The 24,611-nt window shown below is 52.6% G+C and carries 17 protein-coding genes and 1 tRNA gene; 6 read left to right on the plus strand and 12 right to left on the minus strand.

Features of this window, described 5'->3' with window-relative positions:
* The first annotated feature begins 859 nt into the window (after nt 1-859).
* The 3 genes from AC6HVW_RS03930 to nac all read left to right on the plus strand — a co-directional run bounded on the left by AC6HVW_RS03930 (nt 860) and on the right by nac (nt 6,561).
* On the plus strand, nt 860-1,300 hold the full coding sequence (locus AC6HVW_RS03930) for a YuaE family lipoprotein (protein WP_071680950.1): 441 nt from the start codon (nt 860-862) through the stop codon (nt 1,298-1,300).
* Entirely contained in the window at nt 1,297-5,394 is a 4,098-nt protein-coding gene (locus AC6HVW_RS03935; protein WP_497569275.1) for an FKBP-type peptidyl-prolyl cis-trans isomerase N-terminal domain-containing protein, read from the plus strand. Before AC6HVW_RS03930 ends, AC6HVW_RS03935 begins: the two co-directional genes overlap by 4 nt.
* 243 nt (nt 5,395-5,637) lie before the next feature.
* The gene (gene nac, locus AC6HVW_RS03940; protein ID WP_071680947.1) at nt 5,638-6,561 is read left to right on the plus strand and encodes a nitrogen assimilation transcriptional regulator NAC; all 924 of its coding nucleotides are present in this window, start codon (nt 5,638-5,640) and stop codon (nt 6,559-6,561) included.
* A 30-nt stretch (nt 6,562-6,591) separates the two neighbouring features.
* On the opposite strand, the gene AC6HVW_RS03945 is transcribed toward nac, so the two are convergent.
* Complete coding sequence (locus AC6HVW_RS03945) at nt 6,592-8,049, minus strand: AMP nucleosidase (RefSeq protein ID WP_071680946.1); 1,458 nt, start codon at nt 8,047-8,049, stop codon at nt 6,592-6,594.
* 344 nt (nt 8,050-8,393) lie between these two features.
* Here AC6HVW_RS03945 and AC6HVW_RS03950 point away from each other — a divergent pair, with 344 nt between their 5' ends.
* From AC6HVW_RS03950 to AC6HVW_RS03960, 3 genes are read left to right on the plus strand one after another with little or no spacing between them, the layout of a single operon-like run.
* On the plus strand, nt 8,394-9,491 hold the full coding sequence (locus AC6HVW_RS03950; protein WP_071680945.1) for a lysophospholipid acyltransferase family protein: 1,098 nt from the start codon (nt 8,394-8,396) through the stop codon (nt 9,489-9,491).
* A complete protein-coding gene (locus AC6HVW_RS03955) occupies nt 9,488-10,387 on the plus strand; it encodes a phosphatase PAP2 family protein (RefSeq protein WP_071680944.1) in 900 nt (299 codons plus the stop codon). The genes AC6HVW_RS03950 and AC6HVW_RS03955 overlap by 4 nt, the downstream gene beginning before the upstream one ends.
* 3 nt (nt 10,388-10,390) lie before the next feature.
* The gene (locus AC6HVW_RS03960) at nt 10,391-12,895 is read left to right on the plus strand and encodes a PEP/pyruvate-binding domain-containing protein (protein WP_497569276.1); all 2,505 of its coding nucleotides are present in this window, start codon (nt 10,391-10,393) and stop codon (nt 12,893-12,895) included.
* Nucleotides 12,896-12,963: 68 nt separating this feature from the next.
* Here AC6HVW_RS03960 and pagP read toward each other — a convergent pair whose 3' ends face one another.
* From pagP to AC6HVW_RS04015, 11 genes are all read right to left on the minus strand, one after another.
* A complete protein-coding gene (pagP, locus tag AC6HVW_RS03965) occupies nt 12,964-13,533 on the minus strand; it encodes a lipid IV(A) palmitoyltransferase PagP (RefSeq protein WP_081366977.1) in 570 nt (189 codons plus the stop codon).
* Between the two features lie 489 nt (nt 13,534-14,022).
* Nucleotides 14,023-14,098: transfer RNA gene (locus AC6HVW_RS03970), tRNA-Asn, on the minus strand.
* Nucleotides 14,099-14,191: 93 nt separating this feature from the next.
* Nucleotides 14,192-14,980: a DgsA anti-repressor MtfA gene (gene mtfA, locus AC6HVW_RS03975; RefSeq protein WP_071680942.1), complete on the minus strand. Its 789-nt coding sequence runs from the start codon at nt 14,978-14,980 to the stop codon at nt 14,192-14,194.
* 335 nt (nt 14,981-15,315) lie between these two features.
* The gene (locus AC6HVW_RS03980) at nt 15,316-15,972 is read right to left on the minus strand and encodes a sugar phosphotransferase (protein WP_315901726.1); all 657 of its coding nucleotides are present in this window, start codon (nt 15,970-15,972) and stop codon (nt 15,316-15,318) included.
* 655 nt (nt 15,973-16,627) lie between these two features.
* Nucleotides 16,628-17,743, minus strand: coding sequence for a hypothetical protein (locus tag AC6HVW_RS03985; protein WP_497569277.1), 1,116 nt, complete (start codon nt 17,741-17,743; stop codon nt 16,628-16,630).
* A gap of 119 nt (nt 17,744-17,862) precedes the next feature.
* A complete protein-coding gene (locus AC6HVW_RS03990; RefSeq protein WP_071680940.1) occupies nt 17,863-18,798 on the minus strand; it encodes an MTP-1 family protein in 936 nt (311 codons plus the stop codon).
* 13 nt (nt 18,799-18,811) lie between these two features.
* Nucleotides 18,812-19,870 carry a glycoside hydrolase family 130 protein gene (locus AC6HVW_RS03995; RefSeq protein WP_071680939.1) on the minus strand — a complete coding sequence of 353 codons (1,059 nt, stop codon included), beginning with the start codon at nt 19,868-19,870 and terminating at the stop codon, nt 18,812-18,814.
* On the minus strand, nt 19,863-21,446 hold the full coding sequence (locus tag AC6HVW_RS04000) for an alpha-glucosidase (RefSeq protein WP_071680938.1): 1,584 nt from the start codon (nt 21,444-21,446) through the stop codon (nt 19,863-19,865). Before AC6HVW_RS04000 ends, AC6HVW_RS03995 begins: the two co-directional genes overlap by 8 nt.
* A gap of 11 nt (nt 21,447-21,457) precedes the next feature.
* The gene (locus tag AC6HVW_RS04005; protein ID WP_071680937.1) at nt 21,458-22,282 is read right to left on the minus strand and encodes a carbohydrate ABC transporter permease; all 825 of its coding nucleotides are present in this window, start codon (nt 22,280-22,282) and stop codon (nt 21,458-21,460) included.
* Nucleotides 22,283-23,158 carry a carbohydrate ABC transporter permease gene (locus AC6HVW_RS04010; RefSeq protein WP_046808344.1) on the minus strand — a complete coding sequence of 292 codons (876 nt, stop codon included), beginning with the start codon at nt 23,156-23,158 and terminating at the stop codon, nt 22,283-22,285.
* A gap of 56 nt (nt 23,159-23,214) precedes the next feature.
* Nucleotides 23,215-24,501: an ABC transporter substrate-binding protein gene (locus AC6HVW_RS04015; protein ID WP_024486215.1), complete on the minus strand. Its 1,287-nt coding sequence runs from the start codon at nt 24,499-24,501 to the stop codon at nt 23,215-23,217.
* Nucleotides 24,502-24,611 lie beyond the last annotated feature (110 nt).

Raw genomic sequence — 24,611 nt, forward strand, 5'->3', positions numbered from 1 at the left:
AATCCCGAATTTTTCGGGGTGCTGATATTTTAAAGGCTATACCCAAGAAAATTCCTAATTATAGAGCGGTGGAGTGAGCCTGCCTGATAAGATATTTCCTGTAATTTTCATGGATTACTCCTAGTGAACGATGGAAAAATAAGTTTAAGGATTATTATCAAGTCCTGTATTTTTAATACAACAATCCGAGTACCTCGGATAAATCTTTAGATTGCGCTGTCGCTATGGAAAAACATCCGGACACGTGTGGAGTAAATCGCCAAAAAATGCGTTTTTAATAATATAAATATCTATTTTTAATCATGAGGGATAGTCATTTTCATTAGGAAAAACGGGTGTTGCGATGACAGCGGCGGTAATTGTCAGATCATCATACATATCATTGTTTTTAATCTGTTTTTTTATTTTTTTGGCGCTTTTTTTTACCAAGAGATCAGAATAAATGCTGCTGTATGCGGGAGTGTGTCTTTGTCCTTACTTGGCGGTAAGCACCGTTTTTGCCCCGCAACTCGGCGTTAAGGCCCGCTTGCAGAGTTGCTGGATATAAAAAATACCAGTATTATTTTGCACTTCATAAACGTCGTGGGCAGGTTAAATCGCTGGCAAGTTGCAGGCGCCTTATTGCGCTATGCAGGTCACCGATGAAACCCGGTTAAGTATTCGTTAAGTTAATAGACCATGGCGAACGTTGCAAGAGTAGGGGGCAATGAGCGGCCATAGTATAGTTCCAGTGAATGTTTGCTACTGAAGAGCCACCCCTATATCATTGCTGAAAAATGCTCATATTATTTATCCAGGATATAGCCGATCTGGTCTGAGTTGACCTGTCGGTAACGGAATTTTTTGAAAGGAATTTTCGATGATAAGCACCCAAAAGAACCTCTGTTTAGGCGTAATACTGTGCAGTGGTTTGTTGCTGGCAGGCTGCCAGAAAACCGCACAGACCCGTTCGCAAGAAGACTCGCCAGCGACTACCGTACAAGCTCCCCCTCAGCAGATCAGCGTGTCCCCGCCACCACAACCGGCTGCCGCAGAAACCAAAACCAGCAAGATTGGCCTTTGTCAAAGTGAGTTGGCGTCGCTCAAGCAGGTCAATCCGAAGGCTTACGCGATCAAGCAGGCCAATTTCAACCGTCTGGTGAACAATGCCTCGGTTTATAGCGCGGTGCGCGGCGATGTCAATTCGACAACCAAAGACACCCTTGATGCATTGTACAAATACAAGACCAATCAGTTGTGTGCCGAGATCGAACGTGACGTCCTGCAAGGCCTGATCCAGAGAGGGGAAAGCGTGAAATGAAACGCAGGATATATTGCGGTGCCTTGTTGACGTTGGCGTTGCCGCTAGGAGTAGTAAGGGCTGAGGAGGCGGTTACTCCCGATGCCCATGCGTTGAATTCACTGGACGCGATCACACGCCAGGTGGATGAGGCTCCGGCGCTCCTGTTTCTGACGCCTTCACAACTGGATACAGCAGAACCTGCAAGACCCAAAAGTAGTAAACCTGCCAGCAGCAAACCTAACGCACTGGCAAAGTCGGCGGATGAGAGGGGCAGTGAGCGTATTCGCGAAATGAAGACGCTGCAGGCAACCATCAATCAGCTGAAAGCCAAAGTCACCAGCCAGGAAGCGGCTCTCGAGCAGTTGCGTAAAACGCAATCTCAGTCAGCGGGCTCTTCTGCAGAGTTGGCGCGTCTGCAACAGGCCATTGAGCAAAGCCAGCGGGAAAATGCGCGGCTGCAGCAGCAGCTTGCCGCACAGGCCAAGGAAAGCGAGCGGCAGATGCAGCAAATGAAGCTGCAACAGCAGGAGCAACGTAACAGTGCGCAATTGCAGCAACAGTTGGCAGCGCAAACCAAAGATAACGAACAAAAAGCGCAACAGATCAAACAACTGCAGCAAACGTTACAGCAAAATCAGCAGGCCATAGCCCAACTGCAGGATCAGCTGTCAGCGCGTAGCAAAGAGAATGAACAGAAGTCTCAGCAGGCGATGGCGAAGCTGCAGGAGCAACTGGCTGCGCAAACCAAAGACAGCCAGCAGAAAGCCGAGCAGGTGAAACAGCTGCAACAGGCTGGTGCCAAGTTGCAAGAGCAACTAACGGCGTATGCTAAAACTAACGATGAAAAAGCCCAGCAGGCCAAACAGCTGCAGCAAAACCAGCAGGTGTTGGCGAAGCTCCAAGAGCAGTTAGCCACCCAGACCAAAGACAGTGAATACAAAGCCCAACTGGTCAAACAGCTGCAAGAACAGCTGACGACACGTAACAAAGAATCGGCGCAAAAAAGCCAGCAGGCGATGGCAAAGCTGCAAGAACAGTTGGCTGCTCAAACCAAAGACAACGAGCAGAAAGCCGAACAAATTAAGCAGTTGCAGCAGGCCAGCGCCAAGCTGCAGGAGCAACAGATCGCGGCTCAAACCAAAACTATCGATGAAAAAGCGCAGTTGGCTGCACAACTGCAGCAAAACCAGCAGGCGTTGGTGAAGCTGCAGGAACAGTTGGCTGCCCAGACCAAAGAGCGTGAGCAAAAGGCCCTGCAGGTAACACAGCTGCAAGATCAACTGGCGGCACGCAGCAAAGAGAACGATCAGAAGACCCAACAGGCGATGGCGAAGCTGCAAGACCAGCTGGCCGCTCAAACCAAAGACAGCGAGCAGAAAGCCGAACAGGTGAAGCAGCTGCAGCAGGCCAGCGCCAAGTTGCAGGAGCAATTGACGGCACAAGCCAAAGTCAACGATGAAAAAGCCCAATTGGCTACACAGCTACAGCAAAACCAGCAGGCGTTGGCGAAGCTGCAGGAACAGTTGGCTGCCCAGACCAAAGAGCGTGAGCAAAAGGCCCTGCAGGTAACACAACTGCAAGATCAGTTGGCGGCTCGTAGCAAAGAGAACGAACAAAAGACGCAACAGGCGATGGCGAAGCTGCAAGATCAGCTGGCCGCTCAGACCAAAGACAGCGAGCAGAAAGCCGAACAGGTGAAGCAGCTGCAACAGGCGAGCGCCAAGTTGCAGGAGCAGTTGACGGCACAAGCCAAAGTTAACGATGAAAAAGCCCAGTTGGCTGCACAGCTACAGCAAAACCAGCAGGCATTGGCGAAGCTGCAAGAACAGTTGGCTGCCCAGACCAAAGAGCGTGAGCAAAAGGCCCTGCAGTTAACACAGTTGCAAGATCAGTTGGCGGCGCGCAGCAAAGAGAATGAGCAGAAGACCCAGCAAGCGGTGGCTAAGCTGCAAGATCAACTGGCCGCACAGACCAAAGACAGCGAGCAGAAAGCTGAGCAGGTGAAGCAACTGCAACAGGCGAGCGCCAAGTTGCAGGAGCAACTGAGCGCGCAAACCAAAGATAATGAGCAGAAAGCGCAGCAAGTGATGCAGCTGCAACAAAATAAGCAAACCGTCGCGGAGTTGCAGGCACAGCTAGTCATCCAGACCAAAGACAGCGAGCAAAAAGCCGAGCAGGTGAAACAGTTGCAACAGGCCACTAGCAAGCTGCAAGAGCAACTAGCCGCACAAACTAAAGCCAATGATGAGAAAGCGCAACAGCTGAAACAGCTGCAGCAAAACCAGCAAGAGCTGGCCAAGCTGCAGGCTCAGTTAGCGACTCAGGCCAAGGACAGCGAGCAGAAAGTGCAGCAGGTCAAACAGCTGCAGGAACAGTTGGCGGCTTCCAGTAAGGATAATGAGCAGAAAGCCCAGCAGGTGAAGCAACTCCAGCAAGGCCAGCAAGAGTTGGCCAAGTTGCAGACTCAACTGGCTGCCCAGGCCAAGGATAGCGAACAAAAAGCGCTACAGGCCAAGCAGTTGCAGGAGCAATTGGCGCTTAATAACAAAGATTTCGTGCAACAAGCTCAGCAAATGAAGAAATTGCAGCAAGATCTGCTAACGATGGCGAAACTGCAAGATCAACTGACCGTGCAGACCAAAGACAGTGAACAGAAAGCGCAGCAGATAAAGCAGCTGCAAGAACAGTTGACGGTTTATGGCAAAGACAACGATCAGAAGGCTCAGCAGGTTAAACAACTCCAGCAAAGCCAGCAGGAATTGGCGAAGTTGCAGGAGCAGTTAGCCGCTCAGACCAAAGACAGTGAGCAGAAAGCGCAGCAGATTGCCCAGTTGCAGCAGGCCAGTCAGCAGTCGAACACCAAGCTGCAGGAGCAGTTAGCCGCTCAGACCAAAGACAGTGAGCAGAAAGCGCAGCAGATTGCCCAGTTGCAGCAGGCCAGTCAGCAGTCGAACACCAAGCTGCAAGAGCAGTTGGCCGCACAAACCAAAGACATCGAGCAGAAAGCCCAGCAGATCGCCAAGTTGCAGCAGGCGAGTCAGCAGGAGAGCGCCAAGCTGCAGGAGCAGTTAGCTGCTCAGACCAAAGACAGCGAGCAGAAAGCGCAGCAGATCGCTCAGTTGCAGAAGGCGAGTCAGCAGGAGAGTGCGAAGCTGCAGGAACAGTTGGCCGCCCAGACTAAAGACAGCGAGCAGAAAGCGCAGCAGATCGCCCAGTTGCAGCAGGCGAGTCAGAAGGAGAGTGCGAAGCTGCAGGAACAGTTGGCCGCCCAGACTAAAGACAGCGAGCAGAAAGCGCAGCAGATCGCTCAGTTGCAGCAGGCGAGTCAGCAGGAGAGTGCCAAGCTGCAGGAGCAGTTAGCGGCTCAGACCAAAGACAATGAGCAGAAGGCGCAGGAACTTGCCCAGCTACAGCAAAAGCTGACTGCAGCCGAGAAAAAGCAAACGGCTGGCACGTCTGTGGTCACGGAGCCTAAAACGCAGGTGGAAAAACGCGATTATGCGATCGGTACCGCGTTGGGTAATGACATCCTGGATTTGCTCAACAGCAAAAAGACGCAGGGTGTAGATGTGAACCGCCAACTGGCGCTGGCAGGTGTCACTGATGTGATCAATGGCCAGACCAAACTGGCCAAAGAACAGATTGCCAAAGCCTTGTATGAAAGCGAGTTGGAGCTGAACAATCAGCATAAAAAGATCAAACAGCAGAACGAAAAGCAAGGCAGCAGCTATATCGATAAGTTCAAGAAGCAGCCACGCGTCGTTCAGTCTAAGCAAGGCTTCTATTACCGCATCGATTATGTTGGCGATAGCGTGATTGGTGAGGGTGATACCGTCGCCGTGGTGGTTAAAGAGAGCTTGACCGACGGTAAAGTGATCAAGGATATGGATCTGGCTGGCACTTCAATTTCGCAGCCGTTGAGCGCCTATCCACCGCTGTTCCGCGAAGCGCTAGGTAAGTTGAAGAACCACGGTAACATGACGCTGGTGGTGCCACCTGAACTGGCCTATGGCGAGAAAGGTATGGCACCGGATATCCCACCGGGCGCGACCATGGTCTATAACGTACGCATCCTGGATGTGATACCGGCCTCCGAGCAAAAAGCTCCGTAACCCTATAACTAACCCGCCAGACGATTGGCGGGTTTTTTTAGCTGAACCACGCTGGGGACTGTCAATGCCCCAGCGTGGTGCAGAACCCGGCTTTACCTTTTCTCCCAATCCCGCCATATCGTTACATTTCATTATTTTTTAATCACTTAGGCTGATAATGCACCGCTTGTTCTGCCTGGCCCGTTTTTTGCTGTAGTTGCAGTAGTTGATATTGAATGCAGTTAACCGCAGCTAGGAGCCACGATGAATTTCAGACGCCTGAAGTATTTCGTAAAGATCGTCGATATCGGCAGCCTGACTCAGGCGGCAGAGGTGTTGCATATTGCGCAGCCTGCGCTGAGCCAGCAAGTTGCCACTCTGGAAGGGGAACTGAAACAGCAATTGCTGATCCGTACCAAGCGCGGAGTGATGCCCACGGAGGCCGGCAATCTTCTTTATGCGCATGCGCAAACCATTCTTCAACAGTGCGAGCAGGCTCAGCAAGCGGTGATCGGCAGTGGGGAAACGCTGGCTGGGCAGGTGACGGTCGGCCTGGTGCAAGGCAGTGCGGCCTCGCAGTTGGCATTGCCGCTGTTGCAAGCGGTACGCGAGCGGCATCCTGGGATTTTGCTGAGCCTGAATGAGAATATCGGCAACGCGTTGAGCCAGCAGGTGGCGACGCAGGCTCTGGATATGGCGGTGATGTACGGGCAGAACATGCCACCGAACCTGAACGTTACGGTGTTGGCGAAAGAGGATTTGTATCTGGTCGCGGCAAGAAGCATCCCTCATCCGGGCAACAGCATGGATTTATCGGCGGTGAGCCGGTTTAATCTGTTCTTGCCACGTGAGGGGGATGTGGTGCGCGACCTGGTCGATGAGGCTCTGGCGTTGCGCCAACTCACGCCGAATGTGATTGGTGAGATCGAATCACACAGCATGCTTTGCGCCGCTATTGCTAGCGGAATGGGGGCGACGATCCTGCCAGAATCGATTGCCAGGGCGACGATCGGCCCGGCCAAGGCCTGGATGATCCGCCTCAATGCTCCGGCGCTTTCGGTACCGTTGGCGTTAGTGGTTTGCGGCCAAAAGCCGCTTACTGCGGCAGTGGGAGCGGTGAGAGAGATCCTGCTGGAAATTACCGCCCGCCATCATCAGCCGACGCGAGTGCTGGCTTTGGCGCTGTAGGGGCGCCGCGTGCGGCGCCCAGCCTTTGGTTTAGCGGAACGGCGGCTCGTTGAAGGTGCGCAGTTTGCGTGAATGCAGGTGTTCACCTTCAGCCCGCAGCAGGTCGATAGCACAAATCCCGATCTGCAAGTGCTCCGAAATCGCACCCTCGTAGAAACGGTTGGCTTGGCCCGGCAGTTTAATCTCGCCGTGTAGCGGTTTATCAGACACGCACAGCAGCGTGCCGTAAGGCACCCGGAAGCGATAACCCTGCGCCGCGATGGTGGCGCTTTCCATATCGACGGCGACGGCACGGCTGAGGTTAAAGCGCAGTGCGGAAGCCGAATAGCGCAGCTCCCAGTTGCGATCGTCGGTGGTGACCACCGTCCCGGTACGTAACCGCTGTTTTACCGCTTCCCCAGGCATACCGCTTACCGTTTTGGTGGCGTCATACAGCGCGCGCTGAACTTCCGCGATGCTTGGAATTGGGATATCCGGTGGCAGCACCGAGTCTAATACATGATCGTCACGCAGGTAGGCGTGGGCCAACACGTAATCGCCAATTGACTGGCTTTCCCGCAGGCCGCCGCAGTGGCCAATCATCAGCCAGGCATGGGGACGCAGCACTGCCAGGTGATCGCAGATGGTTTTGGCATTGGAAGGGCCGACACCGATATTGACCAGCGTGATCCCCTGGCCATCGTTGGCGATCAGGTGATAGGCGGGCATCTGGTGGTTCTTCCAGGCCAGATCGGACACCGTCTGCTCCGGATTTGGCGTTTCTGCCGTAACAAAGTGGCCACCGGCGCAAGAAAGCGCGATATAGGGGCTGGCCGGATCGGCGATCTGGCTACACGCCCAGCGGACAAACTCATCGACATAGCGCGTGTAGTTGGTAAACAACACAAAGTGCTGAAAATGTTCCACTGGCGTGCCGGTGTAGTGCCGCAGACGGGCCAGTGAGAAATCGGTCCGCAGCGCGTCAAAATGGGAGAGTGGAAAATGGTTGGCAAAAGGAGACAGGCCGTCTGCATTTTCATCGCCAATCTGCGCCAGCTCGGTGGTGGGGAAATGCTTGGTAAGCCCGGCACTCATGGTTCGGTCCAAGGCCAGATCGGAGCCGTCGATCACATAAGGGAAGGGGATCTCCTGTTGAGAGGGAACCACTTCGATCACGGCGGCATACTCACTGGCTAGCATTGCTAGCTGTTCGGCAAGATAAGGGCGGAACAGCTGTGGCCGGGTGATGGTGGTGGTGTAGTTGCCAGGCCGGGTAAAGCGGCCATAGGCGCGAGTTCTTGGATGATCGGGGTGCTCACCATCCCAGCGTACGCGCAGCTCCGGGTAGGAAAACAGCCCCGAGGCACGGGCCTGCGCCTCTGGCAGGGCGCCATCCGCGATAAATTGTTTGATGGCAGCGCGCAAGGCGTTGACCGATGCGTCATACAGTACTTCGAGTTGGTCGAGGGCTTGCAGGGCAGTCAGCGACTTTTTTTCAGGGGTATTCATTGTTTTTCCTCGGTTCTTGCGATACCTCAGCATAGCGTAAAGCGTTGGCCGAATGAATCTATCTGCGGCAGGACTCGCGCAAAGTAGCGATAAGGTTCAGAGATCTTTATTGCTGACAAAACCTCTAACGGGTCGGTACGTAGGGGGCTGCATACTGCAGCCGCTTAGATAATAATCAGGTTAGATCGGGCGCAAGGAAGCGTTTATTGCCACGAAGTTCTCGTTGTTAAATCTTGCCGAGCCCGGCTATGATGGGGCGCTGAGTCTGCAATGGGCCGACTCGGAAGTAAGCATGGCGTCGGGTTGTTTGGCGCGGAGTGTTTGACTTCGGGAGACATAGGGATATGGAGCAAGGACCTTCCAGCCAGACGCCTGGCTATTTACGTTTTACGCCAGGGCGGCCTGTCTCGCTTTGGCATCGGTGCGTTGCCCACTTACTGGTGCACTTCTACTATTCCTCCCTGAAATTCATTACGCCGAACGGACTGCGAGTAGCTCCGTTGGACGGCAAGATACCAACGCTGCTGCTAGCGAGCCATCGCAACGGGGCGACGGATGGATGGGTATTCAACCAACTGTTGCCCGTCGCGCAGTTTCTTACCTCGGTTCAACTGCTGCGCTCGCGCTTTCTGCGGTTAATGTTCGCGGGGATCCCGGTCGTTCGTGATAAGGATCGCCAGCGTTATGGCTATAGCCGCGCACAGGCGGGTAACCCCATTCTGCATGCTATCGCCCATCTTAAGCAGGGCGGCAGCGTAATCGTCTTCCCCGAGGGCACCAGCGAATGGGGCCCGGGGCCGCAACCATACCACCTCGGCGCAGCGAAAATTGTCCGGCGGCTGATGCAGGATAAATGTCGTTTTCAGGTGGTGGTTGCCGGTTGCTTCTATCGAGCTCCGGATCGCGTTGGCTCTGCCGTCGAACTGATGGTGGATGAACCTCTGGTTCTGCCCGAGCAGGGCGATGCCAGCGCAGTGGAGTGGGAGCAGAGTATTCAGCAGTGCCTGAGCCAGGCGTTGGACCGCGTCTCTGTTAACTGCCGTGATGAACATATGCTGGCTCAGGTGGAAGAGCAGGCCTGGAATTCTCTCCGTGATGGGGATTCTTATGCACGGGCGTTTAAGCAGGCAGAGCAGCAGACGTTAAGTGAGCCTATTGTCGCTGCGCCGCAGGTAACTCATTCTTTATGGGATCACCTGTTATGGCGGCTGTTTATCCTCACTCTGTTACCGGTGTGGCTTGCTGGCTGGTGGGCAGGGCGCCGCGCCGATGGCCGCAATACCACCACCTTTTTCCGCCTTGCTGGCGGTTTCGCCATAGCGCTGGTTTGGCTTCCCTGTTTGTTGATAGCCATGATGTTTTATCCTTGGTTGTTGCTGCTTTACGGTGCGGCAGCGTTGGGATGGCGGCGGCGGGGTAAATTTGCAGGAGGCAAAGCTTGAATAGTCGTATTGAACCTCATCCAGGGGCAGCCAAGCATGGCGTGAGGTTCAGCTATTGCTGTTACCTTGGGGTGATTGCTTTGATCTTGATGGCCGGGATAATTAGCGCCATCCGCCTGGAGGACCGTCAGTTTATTATCCCCGGTGTGTTTGGCCTGTTGGCCCTGTGTTTGCTTTTCAAAGCCACCTATGCCCGTTCGGAACGTTGGACAAGTTGGCTTGGGGTGATCCAGTTTGCCAGCAGTTGGCTGGTTTTTCCGCTATTCAAAGCGATCCACCTGGCGACTCAGAGATCCTATGATACTGAGTTGCTGGCGTTAGACCGCGCGCTGTTTGCTGGCGTTGGCGCGACTGAGCGGGTCCGCGTGCTGGAGAATTACTGGCTTTCTGAAATCCTGAGCCTGTGTTATCTCGCCTTTTACCTGTTGATACTGGTGCCAGTGATCTTTTATGCCGTTAAGCGTAAAACGCAGGCCAGTCGTGGCTTCTTCTACGGTCTGATGCTGATGTATCTGTTTGGTTTTATCGGCTATGGCCTGATCCCTGCCGCTGGTCCTTACCTGCAATTTCCCGAACTCTTTACCTATCCACCGTTTGGGGGCGCGATCACCGGTTTTCTGGTGGGCCTGGTTGCGCAGGGGGGAACCGGGATGGATGTGTTCCCCAGCCTGCACTGCGGTATCAGCCTGTACATTCTCGGCTATCTGCTATTGCAGCGGCACTGTTGGATAGCCTTGCTGATTTTCCCCGTTGTTGCCGGACTGGTCTTGGCAACGCTCTATCTGCGCTACCACTATGGCATCGATCTGATTGCGGGGACGTTACTCGCCGGCTCGGTGCTGGCGTGGTTGCGCAACTGCGGTTATTTTCGTCACGATGCCACGCTAAGGATATAGCATATGTACGTAGCAACAGATTTTACGTTGGTATTTTCCGATGTCAGTGCCACCGAACTGCAACTGAGCGGGGGTAAAGGTGCCAGTCTGGCACGCCTTACCGTCGGAGGTTTGCCGGTTCCACCAGGGTTTATCGTTACCAGCGGGGCATACCGCCAGTTTCTCGCTCCTCTGAAATCACAGATCGCCGCTATTTTGCAGCAGAGTGACAATGTCGCCGCGCAGAGCCAGAGTATTCAGCAACTGATCCGCGCACAGCCTATTGATGAGGTGCTGTCGCAGCCGATTGTCGAACGGTTGCAGGCAATGGGGGCGGAGCACTGGGTGGTTGCCGTACGCTCGTCTTCCACCTTTGAGGATTTGCCAGGCGCCGCCTTTGCCGGGCAGCACGATACTTTCCTCAATATACATGGGGTGGCAGAAATCCTCACCGCGCTGCGGGATTGTTACGCCTCCTTGTGGCATGAGCATGCGATGCTTTATCGCTCTCGCCTGGGCCTGGCCCACCTGGATGCCTCAATGGCGGTGGTGGTGCAGAAGATGGTGGAGATGACGGCGACAGACAGTGCGGGGGTCGCTTTCTCGATAGATCCTGTGCAGGGCGATCTGAACCGGGTGCTGATTAACGCCTGCTTTGGGCTGGGCGAATCGGTGGTTGGGGGAGAGCAGGAAATCGATGAGTTCCGCGTAGCGCTACCAGATTTTACGGTGGTAGGGCGCAATATCGGGCAGAAACGCGAGATTATCCTCAAGGATACTCAAGGGGTTAAGCATCTGGCACTTTCTGCCGAGCAGATGGGGCAACCCTCGTTGACCGATGCCCAGTGCCGGACGGTGGCGAAAATGGCCCGGCAGGCGCAGACGTTCTTTGGTTTTCCACAGGACATCGAGTGGGCGTTTTCTGCCGGAGAATGCTATCTGCTGCAATCACGGCCGGTGACCTATGTGCCTGAACGCTGGACGCGTGATGAGTCCGCAGAGCGATTCCCCAATGCGGTGACCCCACTGACCTGGGATCTGGCCGAGGAAGGCTTCCATGAATCACTGAACTTTTCCTTTGAGTTGATGGGCCTGCCGCACTTTGGTGGTAAGTGGTTTGCTATCAAGGATTTCTATATTTATGGCAACCAAAATGCGGTAGATCTCTATGCGAGCGGCATGCCGGGGGGTATCAGCTCTATCGAGCAATTGCAGGCGGCACTGCCTGAGCTGGCCAGGCGCTACTCTTGGGTACAGGAGTTGCCTGTTCGCTGGATGCGCGATCTGGATACCTACCTGTTAGAGATTGGTGCACTGCTGCGTGAAGACCTTTCGGCCCGCAAACTGGATGAGTGTTGGCAATACGTACTGAACGTGCGCGATGCGGGTAAACGCTACTTCTTGCCCAACATTGCCATATCACTGACTCAGCGCACCTTGTATGCCGTGCTCTACCAGATCCTGAACATGTCGATGGCGCCAACGGAGGCCAAAACGATGTTCGACCTGCTGCTGTCGGTTTCCGATACCAAAACCGGGCAGGTGAATGCGGAGCTTTGGGAGCTTTCCCGGCAGATCCGCCGGGACGTGGCCTTGCAGCAGGCGTTCGAACGATTGTCTTCAAGAGAGTTGGTCAATCAACTACACGCCTACCCGGCATTTGAGGCACAGCTGACGCAGTTCCTGCAGCGCCATGGTCACCGTGAGCTGGACTTTGATGCCTACTATCCAACCTGGCTGGAGGCGCCACATATCGTACTGGATCAGCTGAATATGCTGGTGGAGCTGGCCGATGAAGATCTGGCCGGGCAGGCATTGAATGCCAAGTTGGCGGCCTCGGCAGCACAGCACCAATATTTGAGCCAGGCTCCAGAAGGGATGCGTTACTTTATTGAGGAAGTGATCCGGTTGGCTCGAGTTTATACCTACCTGGACGATCTGGAGCATTACCAGACCACGCGCCTGACGCTGCCGTTCCGCAAAGGGATCAAAGAAATTGGTGAAAGGCTGGTGGCGCGTGGGGTATTGAGCGAGGCCAGCGATATCTACTTTGCCCCCTTCAACGTGATTGATGAAGCGGTGAGGCAGGATCGGTTTGATTATCTGGCGCAGGTGGTGCGAGACAACAAAGCGGGCTGGCAACAGGCTAAGCAGCAAAGCCCGGCGTGGAATTTCGGCGAGCAGGCCAGCCCGGAAGACATCCCGACCGGCAACGAGCTGAAAGGTCTGGCGGGCAGCCCCGGCGTCATTGAAGGCGAAGTGTTCCTGATCCACAGCCCAGAAGATTTTGCCCTATTCCCCAAAGGGGCGATCCTGGTGGCACGAACCACCAACCCGGCCTGGACGACGCTGTTTTATCGTGCCAGTGGCGTCATTACCGAAAGCGGCGGGCCGTTATCCCACGGGGCAGTAACGGCACGTGAGCTGCAGTTGCCCGCCGTAATGAGCGTCAAGGGCGTGATGACCCGTTTGGAAAACGGTATGCGTGTACGGCTGGACGGTAAGTCCGGGACGGTCAGCGTGTTGTAAGTTGCCAATAGAAAGCCCATTTAAAAGATTAAATGGGCCTTTTTCTACCTGCGATAAATCCCCGGTTATTAAAAACTAAAGCGTAACCAGGCAAACAGCACGTTGCCGTTGTTGTAGGTACCGGGGATATAGGTGAATTGAACGGTTGCCTGCTTATAGCCAGCGGAAAACAGTGGCAGCACGATCGGCAATGGAATGTAGTTGCCGAAATCTTCACGTGCGGTGATCCCCGCCGTTACACCAAACCCAAGGCGGAAATCTTGATTCTGATCCAGATACCAGCCCTTTTCCCAGCCATAGCCGACAATCGGCTGCCATTCATTGTGGGAGTCTTTAAACATCATCGCGTACAGGGCACTCCAGTCGCCTTCTTCGTTATAGCGCGATATCCCAAAGCCGCCACCCCACGGCATCTCATTGTAATGATCCGTCTCGTCGTACATAAAACGGGCGTGCCAACTGATAAATGGCAGATAAAGATCGTGGTATTGCGGGTCCTTCCAGGTTTGTGCGACACCGCTGGTTAAAGAGTTCCACCAACCCGAGACCCGCCCGGTGCTGGGTTCCGGTTCTGCTGCATGAGTTGGTGTGGTTAGCAACAACAGCCCCGTCCAGACCACTGCAAGAAACATCCGCATAGCGTGCTCCTTTGATGAGTAATGACCCATATTATTCTGTGTTCGACGTAATTTTTCTCTTTATAGGTATCGCAATAGCAGTACTGCACTGACAAGTTAAAGTCTAGCCGATGGCTGGCGCTTTTCTGGTAATCGCAAAAATTCATTGGTTGGCTTGTGGAGGGTATGGAGAAGGATTGGTCTACGGGGCAGGAGACGGAGTTTGTGCAGGCAGTGCTTGGTACAACCATCCGGTCAAACTGGATAAGCCGACCCATCCAGAAGATTGCCGTTGGTATGTATGCCGTCAAAGCTATCGAACACAACTGATCGTGTAATGTACTGGTGATGCAAATTGGAGCCCACTTGTTGCAGCATAGCGGCACCGCAGTAAGCAACCTCGAGGTTAACAGATCAAAATACGAATACTCTTGCTAGCCGTTTGGCGGGAAGTCTTTTAATGAAAAAGCAAAAAGCCCGCTTAGTTGCCTAAGCGGGCTTTTCTAAATATGGCTCCTCTGACTGGACTCGAACCAGTGACATACGGATTAACAGTCCGCCGTTCTACCGACTGAACTACAGAGGAATTGTGTGAACGGGGCGCATCATATCCAGCCGTGCAGATCGTGTCAACGCAAAATTGATTCTGTGGGTGCGACAGCTCATCATCTGAGCAAACTCAGTCCCGTTGTGGCTCGCTGTCTGCATACCAACGCTGCAAACGTGCCAGTGGGTTTTGTTTGTAGAAGCGGCAGAAATGCTCGTACAACTCAGGGAAGCGGTTGGCCAGCAGTTCAGGGGCACTGAAGAAGTACTCGGAAAGCACGGCAAAGCACTCTGCCGGATCGCTGGCGGCGTAGGCATCCATGCTGGCTGCTTCTTCACCCACCATATCGATTTCATCCTGCAGGTTTTCCATCGCGGCGTGTAAATCGTATTCCCAGGCGGCGATATCGCGCAGCGGGATTAGGGGCACGCCGGTTGCGGTGCCGCCATTACGCATATCCAGCTTGTGCACCGCTTCATGGATCACCAGGTTGAAGCCGGAAAGGTCGAAGGAGTCTTGCACGTCTAGCCAGTTAAGTACGATCGGCCCCTGCTCCCAGCTTTGGCCTGCTTGTACCACCGGTCCGGAATGCACCAGACCAATGTCATCCTGCCATTCATCTTCCACCACGAACGGGGTTGGGTAGAGCAGGACTTCGTTAAAACCGTCCAGGCATTCTGCCCCCAGTTCCATCACCGGCAACGCAAACAGCAGGGCAATACGCGCCTGCATCAGGGATGTCAGTTCCAACCCTTGTAAAGGCACGATGCGTTTATTTTGCAAAATCTGGCTGGCAACCGCCACCAAACGCCGCTGCTCTTGCTCATCCAAAGGTGAGAGCAGGGGAATGGACAGGGCTTCCTGCCAGTCGGCAAACGTTTCCGCCTGCGCTTGATTTGCTTTCCACGGCCATTTAATCATTGCGTTGCTCTAAGGGTCACTGGAACATTCGGCTGGGGTGATAATGTCAACATGCCGCAAAAGGGGGCACTATAGCAAGCGTTTCACGCAGAGCTGCCGGAGTGGCTGAACGCGACGGCCTTGCAAACCGTCGCAAGGCTACCCGCTATGCGGATTAAAACCTTGCTCTGCGCTACTATTCAATCACTTACGCTTAAGTTTGTCTGTGATCAAACGCCCACATAGAAAATCTAAGCGGGAGTAGACCCGTATTTTTAGCATGGGGTTTGGTAAGGTTCGCACATGTTTGGCCGTTGGGGCGCCGTATGCAGCGCCCCATGGTCAGTCGGTTGGGATTAACGCTCGATATCCAGTTTGGTTAACGCGGCATCCAGCAGACGTTTAGCCTCAGGGATGGATTCCACGATTTGCAGCGTGAGCAAGGCTTCAATGGTGGACTCTGCCCCCGAGTTTTTATTCACCTTGGTGGGGGAGTCTATACCGTCAAATGCGATCCCGGTGGCAGGGAAGTACATTTGCGCTTTTGCCGGGTTCTGCTTAAACAGCCACAGGGATAAATCGACGGCTTGCTGCAGATAAGCGGTATCGCGTGATATTTGCCAGGCCTTGACGTTGGCAAACACCATCGGGCGGATGATATAGGCTATCTGGGCAAACTTTTGTTCCTCGATCACGGTGACCTTTTCACCTTTCTGTTGAACGGTGAACCAGTTTGCCAGCCCTTTTTTGATGAGCGCGGGTTGGAAATGATCCAGTTCGTTAAACGCGGCCTTGATCATATCCCGGTCGCCCAGCTTCTCGCCCGCCGTAAGCAGAGCATAAGCCTGGCTGTTACCGTAGCCGTGCCACATATTTTGCCAGCTTAAAAACGCGCCGTTTACCGGTGAGGAGGTATCCTGAACCTGCATCAGCATGATGCCCGCCGCTAATGCGCGCATCATTTTTTCAATTTCTGGCTTGGAGCCCAGCGAGTAGGCATTACTCAGGCCCATCAACAATACGCCCGCCTGATCGCCTGCGGTCTGCGGTAACCACTCAGCGACCGCGATACCGTCTTTTTCACCGCGGGTCTGCTTGAAGTTAAAGTCTTTATAAATGACATCGGTGGTGGCGAAAATGGTTTCATGCACCTTTTTCGCCAGCGTTGTATCCGTCTTTGCCAGGGTTGGGTAAGCCTCAGTCAATGCCCATAGGGCGCGCCATGTCCACCAGTTGGGTTCCGCTACGCTGGTTTTGTAGGTTTTATTAATGGAATGGTCGGGGTAGATAAAGTTATAGAAATAGCCGTTATCCGCTCGCTGGTGGAGAATGAATTGCACCAGTGATTTAACCTTTTCCAGGTCTGCCGCAGAGCCGTTTGATTGATACTGACGCTGATAAAAGACCACAGCCCGTGCGACGTCATCGATTGCCGATACGCCCTCGATGGGATCTTTAACCCAGCGGTAATCCGGGTATTCGCTATAGATATGGATCAGGCCCAATTCCGTTTTGTTGGCTAGGGTGATCTTTTGGTATAGCGCATCCAGATGCGTTGGGTTAACCAGGGCGGCAGCGGCAGAAAATGTGGTTAATCCGATGATGCAAACCAGGGTATTTAATAATTTCATGTTGTTACCTTATTTTTATTGAGTTATTGCTTTCAACTTAGAAAACATAGTTCACACCCAGTTTGCCGAAATTGGTCTCAGTATTTTTATATGCATTCGGGTCGCGAACGTTGTGATCCCAGAATTTTTTGTCGTGCTCTACCCGGTAAAAGTACTCGGCCACCGCATAAAATCTGTCGGTGATCGGGTAGCTATAGTTAAAGATATATTTCTCGCTTCTGGAGGTTTCCTTATAGCCATCACGCCCGCCAATGCGGCGTAATTGAGGCTCCATCTTAAGCAGGAAGTTACTTTTACCCATACTCCAGGCAACCCATGGGCGAAATTCCTGTTCCAGCACGTTCGCCGTCTTGTCGCCATCATGGTTGAAGTCCTGGCCCTCTTTGCGAAACACTTCAAATCCGACGTTCACACGATCCGCTATGTGATAGTTAAAATTCACCAGCGCTTCATAAAACTGGAAACGTCCGCTATCGGCACCGTGGGCATCCTTGTCTTCTACCAGCATTTTAATATCGGTGTTGACGCTGAAGTTGTCCGATACCTGATAACGGTAGTATGGGCGGAAGCCATAACCATCACCGCCAATATTGTTGTTGCTGCCGGTGGTACGGTTCTTCTCATAGCCGGTTTTACCCAGGTAGATCCCTTCCAGCATAAACCAGTGTTTATCTATACTTTTCGCCCACGCCGGGCGAATTTCCATTTCGATCATGCGAAAATCGACTTTATGCTGGCTGTCATTGCGTGAGTCGTTGGTAAAATGTACCTGCTTGAGTACGAAACCGGTGTTCCAGCCGGTGTCACCAAAGTTGACCCGCCCATCGGCGAAGACGATTTCATGCACCGGACGGGAGTTGGTGCTGCGGCCTTCATTGCGGAAATGCTCTATTTTATACTCTGCTAACCAGTTACCGTGGAAATAAGAACGTTCATCCTTTGGTAGACGAATAATGCCTACGCTATCATCGCTGAGTTCTACTACTGTTTCCACCGTCTCGCCATTTTCTTTAATTATTCTAATCTTGTCACCGGCGAAAATAGGGCGACTTTCAGCACTTGGGGTCTTACCTTTAATTAGTGTGCTCTCCGCATGAACGGTAGAGCTGAGACCAGCCAGCAACAGCAGAGAAAAAATTTTAGAGTATTTCATTATAATCCCTTCTAAACTGGTGGTATTGCCTGGTTTTGGCAATAGCAATACCATCCAATATTATTAATATTAGTTTTTCCATTAAGCCAGTTAAAAGCGCAATTTCGATTGCTTGCGAATTAAATCCCGATAAAAGGATCCTCAATATCAATCCAGTGCGCTTGTGCGTCGCTGGCACCGACATATAACCGCCAACGATTATCGGCTAATGCGATGAGGCCGCCTGGGAAAATGACATCTACCAAGTCAGGGCGTTTAGCATCGCCTGGTAGCAGATTACTTCTTGCTGCAATTATTTTTATGGGGCTATAGTTTTTAGTGTCCGGATTGAAGATAAAGACGCCCGGGTAGTAGTGTCTCCTTTGTTGTTGATCAAAACAGGCAATATGGGCCAGTAAGCCGATAGTGCCGTCGCTCAGTAAATGCGTTTCGTTGACGCCGCCCCATTCGTCGCTGTTGAACTGCCGATCGAGTAGTTGTGCATTGGCGATAGTGTCTGGCGTGAGTTCCTCCAGGCAGCTTATCTCAACGTATCCGATGGTTCCCCTGCCGCCGATGTTGCCCTGTGGCCGGGTAAATACCCCGATGCGCCCTGGCTGGATCTGGCACAGGCGGATATCTTTCATGCCTGAAGGGCCGCAAGCAAAACGGTTTAATGACAGGATGTCACGCCCGCGATAAAACACGGTGTGCCAGATAAGCTGCCCTGGGTGCTCGGGATGGGGGTTGATCTCGACGCCACCAAATATCAGTTCACCAGCGATAAAGCAGAAAAAGGGATCCTGTAACGGGAACCTAGGAGCATTTTCCACCGGAGTCCATTTTCCTTGCTGCTCTTGGAAGAAAACAATGGTCGAATGCTCAGAGTCCCTGGCTTCAACCCGTCCGGCGATGACTTGCAGCCCGGCAGAGGTAAAGGGAGCGGTAATGTTGTAAACATCCTTGTCACCTACACCGGTGAATTCGAGCCGGTCAGTGGTGAAAGTGATACCTGACGTTCGCTGGTGATAGTCGGCAATCAGTTGTGCCACGCTGGCCGGAGAATTAGTCTTCATTGCGTTTTTTTCCTCATTGCACCGACAGGTGTTGCCATAGTTGGGCCAGCGGCATTTCAGCCAGGCACATGCTTTCGTCAGCGGCGCCGTAGTAGACCCGCAGGGTATCGTTCTCAATCAACGCACCGCAGGTAAAGACGACGTTATCAAAGAAGCCGTAAAGCTCGTAAGGTGCTTGCGGTTGCAACAAGGGAACCGGCGATTTGGCGAGAATACGAGTAGGATCGTCCAAATCGAGCAGCATGGCACCCAGGGCATAACGTTGATCCACGTCTACCCCATGGTAAATTTGCAGCCAGCCTTTTGTCGTTTTCAGCATGGGAGCGCCGCCACCCAGCTTTAACGCATCCCAGGGATCTTGCGATGTGCCCAGCAGATGCTGGTGTTGTCCCCAGTGCAGCAAATCGTTGGAGCTGGCCAGCCAAATCTCGGGTTTGCCGAAGTGTTTGGGTGCCGGGCGATGCAGAGCCAGGTACTTGCCGCCCACCTTTTCCGGGAACAGGCAAACGTCGCGGTTATCTGGGCAGAAAATCAATCCCAGACGTTCAACAGAGGTGAAGTCCTTGGTTACCGCCAGCGCCGTGCAGATACCCTTGGAGGAGACGGCGGAATAGTTAATATAAAACGCCCCCTCGATCTCGGTGATGCGGGCATCCTCACAGCCAAAGGTTTCATAGCCGTTGTCCGGGAAAATCAGCGGCTGACTATCAACGACAAAATCCACGCCATTGCCGCTTCTCGCCACCCGCAGATGAGAGAGTGAAGTCAGATAGACGATAGCCGGATCTGCTTTGTAGGTGATCAGTCGTGGGTCGCTAAAATCATAGGCAGGGTCGTTATGCCAAAACTCCCGGGTAGTCACCTGCCAGCCCGCGGGGGTTTCTTGCAGCCAAGGTACCACGGTGGTGCCTTCGCTCTTGGGGATCACGCTTTCCGCAATGCGGACCAACATTATGGTTTCATCGCCAAGCCGGGTGACGCCTGCATTGAAAGCGCATTCAACCTTAAATCCCGGACGACTTGGCGTTATGTCCTGGGGGGTAATTAATGGGTTACCAGAAAATCTAATCATTACTGTCCTCGATAAAAATTACGATATCATTGTGAGTCAATTGGCCGGGCACTGTGCGTGTATCAAATAAAACCTTCCCGTGGGTCGGTACCTGCAATAAATAATTTTCTCCAAAATTGATGGTGACGGTGGCGCGCTGTTGGCGATAACGGCGGCTGAATATCAGGGTGTCTTTGACCTGCTTCAATTGGTCATAGACGCCGTAGTGAAACACGGGATATTGAGCGCGCAGGGCAATGAGTTGTTGATAATCATGCCAAAGGGAATGGCACGCATTTTGCGCAGCCGCCACATTGATCTGGCGATAGTTTTCATTGACCGGCATCCACGGCTGGTGGGTACTAAAACCGGCAAAGGGGGCTGCAGACCATTGCATGGGCGAGCGTGAATTATCACGGCTTTTGGTTAACGCAAACTGAAATGCTTCCTCCGGGTTGCCACCTGCGGCCAGCTTCTGTTGATACTGTGTCCTGCCCTGAATGTCGTAAATGGCATCCGCTTCGGTGGCGACATAGTCCTGCATGCCCACCTCTTCACCGTTATAAATAAACGGCACACCATGGGCCATTAATTGCAGGCAAGCCACCGCACGCGCCCTGGCAATGTCGCCAGCGAACTCGCCGAAGCGGCTGATCATCCTGGGCATATCGTGGCTAGAGAAAAACAGTGTCGGTACATTGCCTGGCAGGTCGTTCATCAGCTTCAACTGTTCAACGATTTGCGGCAAATCGAAGGCAGGCAGGCTGCCTAGGTTAAAATTGAATACCACATCGCATAAGTCGGCGGACTGATAGCGTGCCAGTTCTTTGAGCTTGTCACTGCCCACCTCACCGACAATAAAGCAGGGGCTTTTGGCCCGCGCATGCGCGATTAAATCAGCGAGGCATGACTCGATACCAGGCTGATTAATATCGTACAGGTGCTGCTGTTCACCGTTTTCCAGCGTAGGGTTATCTGTTCGCTGGGTGCTGCATGACAGGAAGTTGGTCACGTCCAGACGGAAACCATCCACCCCCAAGGCTTGCCAGAAGTCCAGTACGCCCTTGGCAAGCTCTGCGACCGCCGGGTTGGCCCAGTTCAGGTCGGCCTGCTCAATGGCAAACTTGTGGTAATAGTATTCACCGCCAGTAGCTTCAGGCTCCCATGCCGATCCACCAAAAAACGACTGCCAGTTATTGGGTTGGCGAGTGAAAATAAAATAGTCACGATATTGGCTGTGCGGATTATTCAGCGCGTCTTTAAACCACGGATGCTCGGTAGAGACGTGGTTAAGCACCATATCAATGATCACCCGAATATTACGCCGATGGGCTTCGGCGATTAACCGCTCGAAAACCGCCAGCGTGCCATACTGCGGGGCGATATTAAGATAATCGCTAATGTCATAACCGTTATCCACCAGAGGGGAAGGGTAGAAAGGGGTGATCCATAACCCGCCAATCCCCAGTTCCTGCAGGTAATCCAGCCGATCAATCAGCCCATGAAGATCGCCTATCCCATCTCCGTTGCCGTCCTGGAAACTGGGTAGATAAACCTGATAGAACACGGCCTCACGCCACCACGCTTGATCGGTCATTGCACGAGTCCTTATTTCAGCGACAGGGACATGCCCTGCATAAAGTACTTACGGAATAAGATAAACAGCACGACGATCGGGATGGTCTGGAGCACGGCACCGGCGATCACTGGCCCAACATACACGCCATAGGATTTACTGAAGGTGGCCAGCAACACTGACAGCGGCATTTTGTTTTCGTCCTGGATAACGATCAGTGGCCACAGGAAGTTGTCCCAGGTACCGACGAAGGTGAACAGCGCGACGATGGCGATAATTGCCTTGTTCAGCGGCATCATCAGGTAGATCATAATTTGCCACAGGCTGGCGTTATCGATCTTGGCCGCATGAATATAGTCGTTAGGCGTACCTTGAAAGCTTTGTGAAATCATAAAGATCCCCCAGGCGCTCATCAGGAACGGCACAATCATGGCGCTGTAAGTGTTTAACAGCCCCAGCTCCCGTACCAAAACGAATTGCGGGATGATAAACATAAATGCCGGGAACACCATTTGTAAAAACAGCAGGTTTTTAAATAATCGTTGGCCGGTAAACTGCATTTTAGCCAGCGCAAAACCGATAAACATCGAACTGAGGGTAACTGCTACCGTCACCGTTGTAGAAATAAACAACGAGTTAAGCAAGGTTTTTAAAAAGGGTTTCTCTACCCGCCCGGTGCTTTCAAACAGAAAACGATAGTTATCGAGTGAATAAGCCCCTTCAAACATCCCGCTGGTATAAATATCGGCGGTTGGTTTAAAGGAGGAAAGCACCATCCAGATATAAGGGTACAGCCACGAGAGCGCCAAAAAGAACATAACCAGATGTATAATCAGGCTGTTGATAGATTTTTTCATTTAAACGATCTCCACCTTTCTTTCCAGCAGCTTTCTGACGATCAGGATCAGGGTGAAGCTAATCAGTGCGATAAAAATAGACATGGTGGCTGCCCAGCTAGGTTGCATCTTCATAAATGCGGCCTCATACATCACGATCATTGGCGTCGTGGTGCTGTTTAATGGGCCACCGCCGGTGATCAGATAGGGTTCGGTAAAGATCGCAAAAGAGACCGTAATGGCTAATACCAGCACCATAATCAATTGCGGGTTGATCAGCGGTAATGTGATGCGGAACAAACGCTTGAGTGGCCGGGTGTTATCCAGCTCCGCTGCCGAGTAAATTTCTTTGGGGATACTGTTCAGACCAGAAAAGAGTATCAGCCCGTAATAGCCGACAAACTTCCAGGTCACCACCAGCGAGATGGACAACATGGCGAAGTCCGGGCTGGTGAGCCAGGGCAGAGTAAAGCCGAACCATTCATCCAGAAAGGTGTTCAACGGCCCGTTCTGGCTAAAGATCTTGGAGAATACGATGGAATAGGCCACGCCGGAAGAGACGTTGGCTAATAAAAAACTCAGGCCAACAAAGGTTCTGCCATACTTCAATTTCTGTAAACCAAACGCGAACAGTAGCGAAGAAATGAATACTACCGGTAGGTAGTACATTAAAAAACGCAGTACGTTCAACATCGATTTCCAGAACAACGGATCTTGCAGCACCAAAATAAAGTTTTGCACACCGTTGAACGAAGGAATGCCCACAAAACGCCATTCAGTCAGCGATAACACAGCGAGCCAAATAAAGGGGTACAGCCAGAATATACTGGTATATCCCAGATAGGAGGCCGCCAGAATACCGCCTACATGTTTATCTTTAAGCTTTGGAAAAATCATAACTAACGGCCACCCTCAGATGAAGCATAAAACGAGAAATCAATAAGATGGAGTAATCAGGGCTTTAACAGCGCGTTCACTTCCTGCGCGGATTGCTGCAAAGCTTCATCCGGCGTTACGGTTTTAAACACGGTTTTCTCCAGCATTTGCGTCATACTGCGTTGAATTTCCACCGTTTCGCTGCTGGATGCAGGCGGTATTGCCACGTTGACATATTTGGCGTAGGCCGCGGCGTAAGGGTTATCCTGGTAATATTGGGTAAACAGTGGGTTGGTAAGCAAATCCGCTCTGGCCGGTGGCATACCCGTCAGTTCAACCCAGCGCTTATCGAATTTGGGTTGGCTGAACACCCACTGGATAAACTCCCACGCCTCGGGTTTAACCTTGGAATGGCTGAACAGGACCAGCCCTTTACCATCGGCAAAGGTATAAGGCATTTTCTGTTTATCTTTGACCAGCATCGGGCCAATCTTTATCTGCTTGAGGATTTCCGGATACTGTTGCTGATAGCGGCTGATATCCCAGGGGCCGCGCACTGCGCCCATAACTTTGCCGGTCACCAATGGGTCATCCTGGCCGAAGTCGTAGACCGTCCATTTTTTTTCAAACAGCGTATTTAAGAAACCGATGACGTCGCGCCCAGCCTGGTTGTCATAGGTGGCTTGCTTGTCGGCGATATAAGGCTTGCCGCCACTCTGAGCGTAATAGAGGGCGATAAAATCAAACCAGCGGTCCCACCAGTTGCGGCCAGATGTTGCTTGCACCGCATAACGTTGGTTCTCGATGGTATATTTTTCACTGAGGGCGTATACCTCGTCATAGGTTTGCGGGATACCGCTAAAGCCCTGTTCCTCTAATAAATCGCCGCGCCACCAGAACAGCACCGGATTCATGTAAATCGGCAGAATGTAATTTTTGCCGTTATAGCCCCAGTTCTTCATGATATCGCCCATCTGCCGGGCTTGAATTAAGGATCCATAGCCATCGAGCGAGGAGAGATCGACGATTTGGCCCAAATCAGCCAGCTGAGTACCGAAGCCGGTGAAAATATTCTCCGAAATATCCGGTGCGCGGTCAGAGGCTATGGCGTTCATGATCGCCTCTTCTGAGCTGCCTGCCGCCGGGATGGTGGAAAAGACCACTTTCTTTTTGTCGGCTTGTTGATTCCATTCGCCAACGACTTCGCTCCAGAATGCTTCCTGGACGTTATTGGGTGCGATCCACAGGGTTATTTCCTGTTTTTCATTATCACCAGAAACCGCTTTGTCATCACAGCCCGTAAGCACTATGCAACTGGCGGCAATCGCCAGAGAGAGCAGGGTATGGTTGATTTTCTTTAGCATGGCTTGATTACCTGTGAACTATTCGTCAGTAGGAAGAAAGGCTGGTAGGCCAATTTTTAACGTTAAAATAGCAGCGAAGATGCAGGGATTCTGTGAGTGCACTCACATCT

The organism is Serratia sp. NCCP-200 (genome assembly GCF_059697885.1).

Bases quoted from the DNA above. Each gene is read 5' to 3' on its own strand.
- AC6HVW_RS03950 (WP_071680945.1), top strand. From the start codon at position 8,394: ATGGAGCAAGGACCTTCCAGCCAGACGCCTGGCTATTTACGTTTTACG.
- AC6HVW_RS04000 (WP_071680938.1), bottom strand. From the start codon at position 21,446: ATGACCGATCAAGCGTGGTGGCGTGAGGCCGTGTTCTATCAGGTTTAT.
- AC6HVW_RS03990 (WP_071680940.1), bottom strand. From the start codon at position 18,798: ATGAAGACTAATTCTCCGGCCAGCGTGGCACAACTGATTGCCGACTAT.
- mtfA (WP_071680942.1), bottom strand. From the start codon at position 14,980: ATGATTAAATGGCCGTGGAAAGCAAATCAAGCGCAGGCGGAAACGTTT.
- AC6HVW_RS04015 (WP_024486215.1), bottom strand. From the start codon at position 24,501: ATGCTAAAGAAAATCAACCATACCCTGCTCTCTCTGGCGATTGCCGCC.
- AC6HVW_RS03980 (WP_315901726.1), bottom strand. From the start codon at position 15,972: ATGGGCCTGAGTAATGCCTACTCGCTGGGCTCCAAGCCAGAAATTGAA.
- nac (WP_071680947.1), top strand. From the start codon at position 5,638: ATGAATTTCAGACGCCTGAAGTATTTCGTAAAGATCGTCGATATCGGC.
- AC6HVW_RS03930 (WP_071680950.1), top strand. From the start codon at position 860: ATGATAAGCACCCAAAAGAACCTCTGTTTAGGCGTAATACTGTGCAGT.
- pagP (WP_081366977.1), bottom strand. From the start codon at position 13,533: ATGCGGATGTTTCTTGCAGTGGTCTGGACGGGGCTGTTGTTGCTAACC.
- AC6HVW_RS03985 (WP_497569277.1), bottom strand. From the start codon at position 17,743: ATGAAATACTCTAAAATTTTTTCTCTGCTGTTGCTGGCTGGTCTCAGC.
- AC6HVW_RS04010 (WP_046808344.1), bottom strand. From the start codon at position 23,158: ATGATTTTTCCAAAGCTTAAAGATAAACATGTAGGCGGTATTCTGGCG.
- AC6HVW_RS03945 (WP_071680946.1), bottom strand. From the start codon at position 8,049: ATGAATACCCCTGAAAAAAAGTCGCTGACTGCCCTGCAAGCCCTCGAC.
- AC6HVW_RS03935 (WP_497569275.1), top strand. From the start codon at position 1,297: ATGAAACGCAGGATATATTGCGGTGCCTTGTTGACGTTGGCGTTGCCG.
- AC6HVW_RS03995 (WP_071680939.1), bottom strand. From the start codon at position 19,870: ATGATTAGATTTTCTGGTAACCCATTAATTACCCCCCAGGACATAACG.
- AC6HVW_RS03960 (WP_497569276.1), top strand. From the start codon at position 10,391: ATGTACGTAGCAACAGATTTTACGTTGGTATTTTCCGATGTCAGTGCC.
- AC6HVW_RS04005 (WP_071680937.1), bottom strand. From the start codon at position 22,282: ATGAAAAAATCTATCAACAGCCTGATTATACATCTGGTTATGTTCTTT.